The organism is Micromonospora sp. H61 (assembly GCF_018070325.1).
GTDB lineage: Bacteria > Actinomycetota > Actinomycetes > Mycobacteriales > Micromonosporaceae > Micromonospora > Micromonospora salmantinae.
In genome coordinates this window covers 35,454-44,772 of sequence record NZ_JAGPXY010000055.1, presented here as the reverse complement: position 1 = coordinate 44,772, position 9,319 = coordinate 35,454, and the positions used below count along the sequence as shown (strand labels likewise).

General features: G+C 71.7%; 13 protein-coding genes. 5 read left to right on the top strand and 8 right to left on the bottom strand.

Features of this window, described 5'->3' with window-relative positions:
- From KBX08_RS23920 to KBX08_RS23910, 3 genes are all read left to right on the top strand, one after another.
- Nucleotides 1-838 (top strand): PQQ-binding-like beta-propeller repeat protein (locus KBX08_RS23920; protein WP_210785629.1); only part of this gene is annotated, 838 nt, incomplete at its 5' end.
- A gap of 60 nt (nt 839-898) precedes the next feature.
- The gene (locus tag KBX08_RS23915; RefSeq protein ID WP_210785628.1) at nt 899-1,270 is read left to right on the top strand and encodes a VOC family protein; all 372 of its coding nucleotides are present in this window, start codon (nt 899-901) and stop codon (nt 1,268-1,270) included.
- Nucleotides 1,271-1,302: 32 nt separating this feature from the next.
- Complete coding sequence (locus KBX08_RS23910) at nt 1,303-1,710, top strand: RidA family protein (protein ID WP_203120462.1); 408 nt, start codon at nt 1,303-1,305, stop codon at nt 1,708-1,710.
- 29 nt (nt 1,711-1,739) lie between these two features.
- Here the strand turns inward: KBX08_RS23910 and KBX08_RS23905 are convergent, their stop codons facing one another.
- The 4 genes from KBX08_RS23905 to KBX08_RS23890 form a co-directional block, all read right to left on the bottom strand.
- Nucleotides 1,740-2,738 (bottom strand): tyrosine-type recombinase/integrase, encoded by a 999-nt coding sequence (locus KBX08_RS23905; protein WP_210785627.1) that lies wholly within the window; start codon nt 2,736-2,738, stop codon nt 1,740-1,742.
- A gap of 71 nt (nt 2,739-2,809) precedes the next feature.
- Nucleotides 2,810-3,235 carry an Hsp20/alpha crystallin family protein gene (locus KBX08_RS23900; protein ID WP_210785633.1) on the bottom strand — a complete coding sequence of 142 codons (426 nt, stop codon included), beginning with the start codon at nt 3,233-3,235 and terminating at the stop codon, nt 2,810-2,812.
- Nucleotides 3,236-3,307: 72 nt separating this feature from the next.
- Nucleotides 3,308-3,826: a GNAT family N-acetyltransferase gene (locus KBX08_RS23895; protein WP_210785632.1), complete on the bottom strand. Its 519-nt coding sequence runs from the start codon at nt 3,824-3,826 to the stop codon at nt 3,308-3,310.
- Nucleotides 3,827-3,943: 117 nt separating this feature from the next.
- Nucleotides 3,944-4,582, bottom strand: a complete 639-nt coding sequence (locus tag KBX08_RS23890) for a TetR/AcrR family transcriptional regulator (RefSeq protein WP_210785626.1) — start codon at nt 4,580-4,582, stop codon at nt 3,944-3,946.
- 93 nt (nt 4,583-4,675) lie between these two features.
- Here KBX08_RS23890 and KBX08_RS23885 point away from each other — a divergent pair, with 93 nt between their 5' ends.
- Nucleotides 4,676-5,731, top strand: coding sequence for a hypothetical protein (locus KBX08_RS23885; RefSeq protein ID WP_210785625.1), 1,056 nt, complete (start codon nt 4,676-4,678; stop codon nt 5,729-5,731).
- Nucleotides 5,732-5,775: 44 nt separating this feature from the next.
- Here KBX08_RS23885 and KBX08_RS23880 read toward each other — a convergent pair whose 3' ends face one another.
- Entirely contained in the window at nt 5,776-6,291 is a 516-nt protein-coding gene (locus tag KBX08_RS23880; protein ID WP_210785624.1) for a DUF2087 domain-containing protein, read from the bottom strand.
- 56 nt (nt 6,292-6,347) lie between these two features.
- Nucleotides 6,348-6,863: a MarR family transcriptional regulator gene (locus tag KBX08_RS23875; protein WP_210785623.1), complete on the bottom strand. Its 516-nt coding sequence runs from the start codon at nt 6,861-6,863 to the stop codon at nt 6,348-6,350.
- A 69-nt stretch (nt 6,864-6,932) separates the two neighbouring features.
- On the opposite strand from KBX08_RS23875, the gene KBX08_RS23870 reads away from it, so the two are divergent.
- Nucleotides 6,933-8,165 (top strand): MFS transporter, encoded by a 1,233-nt coding sequence (locus KBX08_RS23870; RefSeq protein ID WP_210785622.1) that lies wholly within the window; start codon nt 6,933-6,935, stop codon nt 8,163-8,165.
- Between the two features lie 97 nt (nt 8,166-8,262).
- On the opposite strand, the gene KBX08_RS23865 is transcribed toward KBX08_RS23870, so the two are convergent.
- Both KBX08_RS23865 and KBX08_RS23860 read right to left on the bottom strand, forming a co-directional pair.
- The gene (locus KBX08_RS23865; protein WP_112679871.1) at nt 8,263-8,454 is read right to left on the bottom strand and encodes a DUF397 domain-containing protein; all 192 of its coding nucleotides are present in this window, start codon (nt 8,452-8,454) and stop codon (nt 8,263-8,265) included.
- Nucleotides 8,445-9,212, bottom strand: coding sequence for a DUF5753 domain-containing protein (locus tag KBX08_RS23860; protein ID WP_210785621.1), 768 nt, complete (start codon nt 9,210-9,212; stop codon nt 8,445-8,447). Before KBX08_RS23860 ends, KBX08_RS23865 begins: the two co-directional genes overlap by 10 nt.
- Nucleotides 9,213-9,319 lie beyond the last annotated feature (107 nt).

The window sequence follows — 9,319 nt, the reverse complement described above, 5'->3', positions numbered from 1 at the left end:
CCTGTTGCTGCTGGTCGAGCGCGACCAGGCGCTCGGAGCGCGGGTGACCACCGCGCGGTCGTTGCGTACCGGACAGCCGTTGTGGCGGCGACCCGAGAGGGTGTACGCGGCCGGGAGAGAGGCGGTCGCGGTGAGCGAGGTGCGCAGCGCCGCCGAACCGGGTCGGCGGGTCGAGGGCACGGTGCACGGCATCGACCCGGCCACCGGCGCGACCCGGTGGTCGGTCCCGCTGCCCTCCACGGCGGCGCTGCGGGCGCTGCCCGGCCTGCCCGGGTGGGTGCTGCTGGTGCAGGACGACGGGTTGGTCCGGCTGCTCGACGCCCGTGACGGCACCGAACACGGACGGGGACAGCTTCCGCCGGCCGACTACGGCCCGGACAATCCCCAGGTCGTCGGCGCGTACCTGGTGCTGCGCCACCCGAGCGGAGGCGGCGCGGTGGCGCTGACCGGCTACGACCTACCTGGGCTGGTACGACGCTGGCAGGTGCCGGTGCAGCCGGGTGAGCTGCTCCTGCGGCCCTGCCAGGGTCTGCTCTGCGGGCAGGACGAGCAGGGACGCTGGGCGATCGACGCGGGCAGCGGGGCGCGGGTGTGGACGTGGCCGGCCGGGGCGCGCTGGCGCACGGTGGGGGGCCCACGGGGCACCACGGAACCCCTGGTGGTTCTGGGTTTGGCCGAGGACGGCAGGCGCTCCCTGGTCGCGACGGTGGGGCGCGACGGTCATCGGGTGTCCGCGGTGCTCCCGGCGGGTGTGACCGACTGCCGCCGGGTCGGCTCCGGGTTGATCTGCCGCGACGGCACGGCCCGCGTGACGTTCTGGCCCCTCGACGCCCCCTGACCTTTACTCGCGCCGGTGTCGCGGGCCGAAGTTGTCGGGCCCCGGCGGCATACTGCCGGCGTGACAGCTTCTGCCGACCTCGCGATGGTCAACCTCGACAGTTCCGATCCCGCCGGCCACGCCGCGTTCTACCACGAGGCGTTGGGCTGGGAGGTCACCCACAGCCAACCCGAGTACGCGATGATCAGCTCCGGTGGCGTCTCCATCGGCTTCGGGCTGGTCGAGGGCTACCAGCCGCCGTCCTGGCCGGACCAGACCGGCGACAAGCGCTACCACCTCGATCTTTACGTCGACGACCTGGCGGCGGCGGAGGAGAAGTTCGTGGCCGCGGGCGCGTCGAAGCCGGCATTCCAGCCCGGCGGCGAGCGGTGGGTGGTGCTTCTCGACCCGATCGGGCAGCCGTTCTGCATCTGCCCTCGCCCACAGAGCTGAGACGGCCCGGCGCAACGACAGAAGGAGTCAGCATGGCCATCACTCTCGTCAATCCGGACGGGTTGCCGAAGCCGGACGTCTACCGTCAGTTGTCGATCGCAACCGGGTCCAAGTTGGTCTTCCTCGCCGGTCAGGTGGCCCGCGACGCCGAAGGGCGCAAAGTGGGCGAGGGAGACCTCGCCGCCCAGGTCGAGCAGTGCTATCTCAACATCGGCACCGCCCTGGCCGAGATCGGTGGGTCCTTCGGCGACGTGGCGAAGCTGACCATCTACGTCGTCGACTGGTCGCCCGACAAGATGCCCCTGTTGGGCGAAGGCGTCGCTCGGGCGGGTGCGAAGCTGGGAGTTGACCTGGTCAAGCCCATCACGCTGCTGGGTGTCAGTGCTCTGGGCGAGCCTGATCTCCTCGTTGAGGTCGAAGCCACTGCGGTTCTCGACTGATCGACAGCCCGACGTCGGGCGGGTAGCAGTCAGCCGCGACGACGCGACCGGGCCGCCCACACCGCGTAGGCCGGGTCGCGGTCGAGGTTGTGTCGGTCCCGGTCGTAGCGGCGGGTGGTGCGCGGGTCGGCGTGCCCCATGGCGTCCTGCACGTCCTCCAACGGCACGCCCTCCGAGCGGGCCGTGGTGGCGAAGGCGTGTCGTAGCGAGTGTGGGGACAGCTTCGCCCAGGCCGGGATGCCGGCGGCGCGGGCGAGCCGACGGACCATCCGGAACACCGAGTGCCGGTCCAGTCGGGCACCGCTGGCGGTGACCAGCAGCGGGCCGGTGAGCTGCGGCACCGGCACGCCGGTGGTGGCGGCCCGCTGGGCCAGGTAGGCGTCCAGGGCGTGCCCGGTGCCGGGGGTGAGGGCTCGGCGACGTTGTTTGCCGCCCTTGCCGATGAAACGCACGCTGCGGTGGCCGCGTTCGGTGCCGAGGTCGGTCAGGTCCAGCGAGATCAGCTCCCCGACCCGCAGACCCAGGTCGGCGAGGAGCGCGAGCGCCGCCCGGTTGCGGACGGCGGTCGCGCCGGTGTCCGCGTCGGCGGCGCTGAGCAGGGCGTCCACCTCCTCCGGGGTGAGCCCGACGGTGGCGGAGTGGTCCCGGTCGACGCGGGGGCGGTCGGCGCCGGAGACCGGGTTGGCCGGCACTGCGCCCAGTTTGACCAGGAAGTCGTACCAACTGGACAGCGCCGAGAGCCGGCGTGCGACGGTCGACGGGGTCAGTGGGCGGCCGCTGCGGGAGCCGACGCTGCTCTCCAGCGCGCGGGCGTACTCGTTGACGTGCAGGAACGTGGCCCGCAGCGGGTCCAGGTCGTGATCGGCGCACCAGCGGAGCCAGCCGGTGACGTCACGTCGGTAGGCGTCGCGGGTGTGCTCGGACAGCCTCCTGTTGCGCAGCCACGCCTCGGTGACCTCGACCGGCCCACTCGGCAGCGCCGGTGGCGCGGACGGGCGGGCGAGCACCGGAGCGTCGGAGAACACCATGTGAAAAAGACTTTCAGCCTCGGGTGGGATCGGCGTGCAGGCGCGCCGGTCCCACCCGTCACCGTGTCGGATCAGGCGTTGATCTCTCGGCGGGCGGCGCCGTTGGCCTGGATGGTCACCCGGCGGGGCTTGGCGCGCTCGGCGACCGGGATGCGCAGCGTCAGCACCCCGTTCTCGTAGCCGGCCTCCAGCTTGTCGGTGTCGAGCGTGTCGCCGAGGAACAGTTGTCGGGTGAAGGTGCCCATCGGGCGTTCGGCGGCGACCAGTTCGACGCGGTCGCCGGTGGGCCGGCGGCGCTCGGCGCGGACGGTGAGCACGTTGCGCTCGACGGTGCAGTCGATGCTGTCCGGATCGACGCCGGGCAGGTCGAACGCCGCGTAGAAGTGGTCGCCGTCGCGGTAGGCGTCCAGGTGCATCGTCGCGGGGCGGGCCGCCGTACCGAAAAACTGCTCGGCGAGCCGGTCGATCTCGCGGAACGGGTCGGTACGCATCAACATGGTCATGCCTCCTCGGTTCTCCTGGCCGAAGGTAATGAGTTGAGCCGGGGTGACTCAACTTCCTCTTCTTATTTAGCGCGTCCGCGCGCCGACGTCAACTGCTCCGGACAGCCGTTTTTCGAACCAGTGTTCGGCGTAGGGGCCCCGCGAGTACGCCGGGATCTCGGCGTAGCCGTGCCGGGCGTACAGGGCGCGGGCCTCGACCAGGTCGTGCCGGGTGTCGAGCCGGATCCGGTCCGCCCCGGCCGCGCGGGCCTGCTCCTCGACGGCGGCCAGCAGCGCCGCGCCCCCACCGGCGCCGCGGTGCTCGGAGCGGATGAACACCCGGGTCAGCTCGGCCCAGCCGGGATGCCAGCGCAGCCCGGCGCAGCCGGCCAGGTCGGGGCCGTGGTGGGCCAGCAGGAGCAGCCCGCTCGGCGCGCTCAGGTCGTCGCTGGGCAACTCGGCCAGCGCCGCGTCGACCTCGCCGGGCAGGGCCGGGCGACGGTGGTAGCGAACCACCATCTCGGTCATGTACTCGCGCAGCAGCAGCACCGCGTCGGGGTGCTCGGGCCGGACAGCGGTGGTTGCCCAGGTGGACCGGGCGGTCATGGTCACCTGTTGATCATCACCGTCCGGTCAACGGCTTTATCCGGTCGCCCGGGTTCGTCCGATAGCGCCCCGGCGGCGCGGCGGTATCGCCAGGGGATCGCGGGTCGGTTCGGGTTGTCACAACCTGGTGGCGTGGGGTCCGGTGGGAGACGTGGCGGACAACAGCGCCTTCACGCCGGCGAGGTAACCGTCGGCGTCGGTGTCGCTGACCAGTAAGCGTTGCAGGATGAAGCCCTGGACGAGGCTGAGCATGGCGGCGCCCGCCTGTTCCGGCACCGCAGCGGCCGGTAGGTGGCCGGCGGCCTGCCAGCGGCGGGCGACTTCGGCGAACTGCCCCCGCAGTCGCCGGTAGACGTCGCTGGCGCGAGCGGCGAGCTCCGGGCTGCGCAGTGCCTCGGCCCACACCTGTACTCCGATCCGCGTCAGGTCCACTCCGGTGACCGGGTCGTGGATGAACCTGTCGGTAGTCGTTTCGATGATCGCGGTGATGACCTGTTCGGGTGACGGTGCGGCGCGGTCGGCGAGCAGAGTTGCGAAGGTTTCTGACGCAGCGGACAGGGCGGTCTCCGCCACGGCTGCGATGAGGTCCTCCTTGCTGCGGAAGTACCGGTACACCGCGCCGGCGGAAAGCCCGGACTCGGTGATGATGTCGGCCATCGAGGTGGCGTGGAATCCGTTGGCGGCGAAGAGCTGGGCAGCCGCCGCCAGGATCTCGGCGCGACGACCGGCTCGGTACTCCTCGGATACGCGTGGCATGGGCCAATGCTAAAAGCGAACGCTCGTTCTTGACAACCAGCCGCGCCGCTTCCAGAATTGAAAACGAGCGACCGTTCTTCTTAAGGAGTTGTCATGTCCACGGAGGTTCCGGCTGACGCCGATGCCACGGCCCCGTCACCCTGGTCGAAGGTGGCCGCCGCGGTCGCGCTGCTCACGGTGATCATCAGCGTGCTGCTGACCGCCTTCGCCTGGCCGTCGGTGCGCTCGTCTGTGCACGACGTGCCGATCGCTGTCGTCGGCCCTGCCGTCGCGACGAGCCAGATTTCCGCCGCCATCGAGCAGCGGCTGCCGGATGCCTTCGACATCACCACGGTCGCCAACACTGCGGCGGCCGAGCAGCTGATCCGCGACCGTGAGGTGTACGGGGCGATCGACGTCAGCGCCGGCACCCCGCAGGTCATCACCGCCTCCGCGGCCAGCGCCTCGGTCGCCCAGACCCTGCAGAGTGTGGGGACCGCGCTCAACCAGGCGCAGGCCCAGGGCGCCGGCACAGCGGTCACCGTGCGCGACCTCGTCGCACTGCCCGCCGACGACCCGCGCGGCGCTGGCCTGGCCGCCGGTGCTCTGCCGCTGGTCATGGGTGGCCTGCTCGCCGCGTTCCTGCTCAGCAACAGACTCAAGGGCACCGGCCGGCGGGTCACCGGCGCGCTCGCCTTCGCGGTCGTCGGTGGCCTGGTGCTGACGGCGATCCTGCAGTTCTGCCTCGGCTCGCTCAGCGGCTCCTACCTGGCCAACTCCAGCGCTGTCGCGCTAAGCATCGCCGCCACCTCGCTGACCCTGCTCGGCCTGGAGTCGCTGCTCGGCTACGCCGGATTCGGGCTCGGCTCGGTGACCATGATGCTGATCGGCAACCCGCTCTCCGGCAGCGGTTCCGCCCCCGAGATGCTGCCCGGCTGGTCCGGAACTCTGGGCCAACTGTTGCCGTCGGGCGCGGGTGTTCAACTGCTGCGCTCCACCGCCTTTTTCGACGGCGCCGGTGCCACCAATACCGTCATCGTCCTCACCTCCTGGCTCGTTTTCGGTGTGGGGCTGTGCGTGGTCGGCGGCCTGCGCGCCCGCCAGGCCGCCATCATCACGGCGGGCGATTCCGGCATGGCGGACCTTCCGCGGACGACCACCACAGCCTGACCACATCCGATGCGCGACGGCGGGACGGTTCGCGCGGCGGACGATCAGAGCCGCTGGTAGACGCCGTGCTCGCGGGTGAGCAACTGCTCGTCGATCAGATACCGGCGCAGCGTCACGTGATCCGACCCTCCTGCGGCGCACCACGGCTTGAGCGCGTCGTCGACGGCCCGCTCCGGATAGCGGGTGCCCGGCTCGAACGACTGCTCGGCGATGTGCGCGAGCACTACCCGCCGTCGACCCCGCTGCGCCGGCAGACTCACCAGGACGCCCGCACGTAGGAAGGTCCGCAGCACCGGGTCGACGCCGGGTTCGGCGTCGTCGGCCGGGCGACTGTCACGCGCGGTGGCCCGCAGCGACACCTCGTCGGCCGCGAACGCGCCGTCCGCGCCGGTGACGAGGCCCGCGTCGGTGAGCCGGCGGACCGCGGTGAGCACCACCCGCGCCGGCAGGCCGGTCCGCTCGGCGACCTCGGTCGCGCTGGTCGCACCCAGCACGATCGCCGCGAAGATCCGTCGCCGTCCGTCGTCGGCCAGGGCCCCGGCCAGCACATGCGCAGTCACGCCGGTCACCCTTGCATCAACGGTACGCGGACCGCCAGGCGATTTTTCGGCCCCGCTCAGTCGGTCTGCGGCGCGCTCTGTGGCTGCTCGGCGACGAGCAGCACCCGGCGCAGCAGGTCGGAGAGGTGTCGCCGCTCGGTAGCGGTGAGCGCGCCGAGCAGGCGGAGCTCCTCGGCGCCCTGGACCTCCATCGCCCCGCGCCAGGCGGCCTGACCCGCCTCGGTGAGTTCCACGTCGACGCGTCGACGGTCGACTGTCGACGGAATCCGGTGCACGAAGCCCCGCCGCAGCAGCGCGTCCACCCGCGCGGTGATCGAGGCGGGGGCCATCGTGAGGTCCGCGGCGAGGTCCGAGGGTGCGGCCCGGCCACCGCGACCGGCCAGGGCGTGCAGGGTGTCGTACTCGTGGGCCAGCAGGTCGAGGTCGACCAGGACCCGCTCCTTGACGGCCCGCAGATGCCGGGTCAGTCGGATCATCCTGGTCACCGCCCCCTCGACGTCCGCGTCGAGGTCGGGCAGCACCGGCAACCAGCGCTCGATGTGCCGGTCGACGGCGTCCGGAGTGGTGGTCACCGCGCCAGCCTATCTCGGGACCGAAATATTCGTTGCCGAAATATTCGATGTCGAAGTACGTTTGTGGCCATGGCTCACCCGCTGCGCAACCACTCCTTCCGACTGCTGTTCCTGGGTCGCACCATCTCCGCCCTCGGCGACGCGGTGGTGCCCGCCGCGCTGGCGCTGGCCGTGCTGCGGGCCACCGGCTCCACCGGCGCGCTGGCCGTCGTCCTCGCCGCGGCGGTCGTGACCCGGCTGGTCCTGTTGCCGTTCGGCGGGGTGGTGGCCGACCGGTTCGACGCGCGCCGGGTCGCCCTCCTGGCCGACCTGGTCCGCTGCGCCACGCAGGTCGCGGTCGGCGTGGAACTGCTCGGCGGCGACCCGTCACTGACCACAGTGGTGGTGGCGTCCGCGCTCGGCGGCACCGCCTCGGCGTTCGCCATCCCGACCGCGTCTCCGCTGGTCGCCGGCACCGTCGAGCCGGCCGACCGGCAGAAGGCCAACGCCCTGATGGGGATCACCGCCAACACCAGCCGCCTCGCCGGGCCGGCCCTGGCCGGCGCGCTCATCTGGGCCGCCGGACCCGGCTGGGCGTTCATCCTGGACGGCGCGTCGTTCGCGCTCAGCGCCACGCTGCTCGCGCTGGTGCGGGTCCGTCACGTGCCGGTGCCCCGCCGTTCCGTCCTCGCCGACCTGCGGCACGGCTTCAGCGAGGTACGCGCCCGCGACTGGTTCTGGTCCAGCCTGCTCGGGCACGGCGTGTGGAACGGCGCCGCCGCCGTGCTGATGACCCTCGGGCCGGCCGTCGCCATCGACCGCCTGGGTGGCGAGACGACCTGGGTGCTGCTGTTGCAGGCCGGCGCGATCGGGATGCTCACCGGATCGCTGCTGGCCGGGCGGGTCCGGCTGCACCGGCCGGTGCTGCTGGCCAACCTCGGGCTGGCCTGTTACGCCGCGCCACTGTTCCTGCTCGCCGTCGCCGCGCCCGCCCCCGCGGTGATCGTCGCCTACGCGGTGGCGCTGACCGCCCTCGGCTACCTCAACCCGGTGTGGGAGACCGTCGTGCAGCACCACTTCCCGCCGGAGGTCCTGGCCCGGGTCACCTCGTACGACTGGCTGGTGTCGCTGGGCGCCATGCCGCTGGGCTACGCGCTGGCGCCGTTGGCCGCCGACGCGTTCGGCGCACCCGTTCCGCTGGCCGTCGCGGGTCTGCTGGTCCTCGCCTCCTGCGCGGGCACCGCCCTCGTGCCCGGCGTACGCCGACTCACCTGGCCGCCTACCCCCCAACCGCAACCGGCCGAACCCGCCGCCGTCCGTTGATCAGATCGACCGTCGATGCTCGGCGTGGCCGACGGCCGGGCTTACCGACGACAACGGCTCCCGGCCGACGCCGGGAGCCGTTGTGCGATGTGGTCGGTCAGCCGGCGTCGCGGGCCATCGCGACGAAGCCACGCCACGACTGTGGACTGAACGTCAGCGTGCCGCCGTCGCGGTCCTTCGTGTCACGAACCAGGACCACGCCCGGAAGGTTGTCGGCAACCTCGACGCAGTCACCACCGTTGCCGCCGCTCTTCGTGCTCTTCCGCCACCGCGCACCGGTCATGTCCATGATGCTGCCGCTTCTCTGAGAAGTTCCAACGAACGCCCTCGGGGCAGGGCCTCGCCGCGAATACGTTCCCACCGTCGTTCCAGGCTAACAAGATCCGACGTTTGATCGAGGATCTGCGCCCGTGCCGCGCTGTCGACGTGCGCGACCCGTGACCCGTCCGGCATGTCGGCGATGGTGAACGGTCCGTCGAGCCCGGGGTAGCTGGGCGCATCCGCCGGGACGATGTGGAGCTGCACGCTGCCCGCCTCGGCGTGCCCGAGCAGACGCGCGAGTTGCACCGCCATCAAGGCGCGGTCGTCGCCGACACGCCGCCTCAGCACCCCCTCGTCCAGCACGGCGATCAGCAGCGGGCCGCCACCCCGGCCGAGGATCGCCTGCCGGTTGATCCGCGCCTCGGCGAACTCGGCGACCGCCTCCGGTGTCAGCACCCCACCGGCCAGGGTCGCCCGGGCGTACGCCTCGGTCTGCAGCAGCCCGGGCACCCACGCGAGCTGGAACGACCGCAGTGTCACGGCCTCACGTTCGAGGTCGACCCACGGCCGGAACCACACCGGCTCACGGCGACGGATCACGTCCGGCCACAGCGCGTCGGCGTCCTTTGCCAGCAGCCCCGCCACTGTCGCACGGTGTCGGCTCTGGGGAATGTGCCCCGGGTTTGCCCACCTGGCGACGGTCTTCGGGTGCACACCGAGCTGACCTGCGAGGCTCTCGGCGGTGTGACCCGCCGCGGCCAACGCCGCGACAAAGGCGTGGTTCATACCGTCCCTCCCCTGGAACAAATCCGCTGCTCCGAGAAGATTAGTTAACGCTGTGTGTTTGTCCAGCGACCCCCGGCAAAGTGCGGTGTAGACGGTGCTGCGACGAC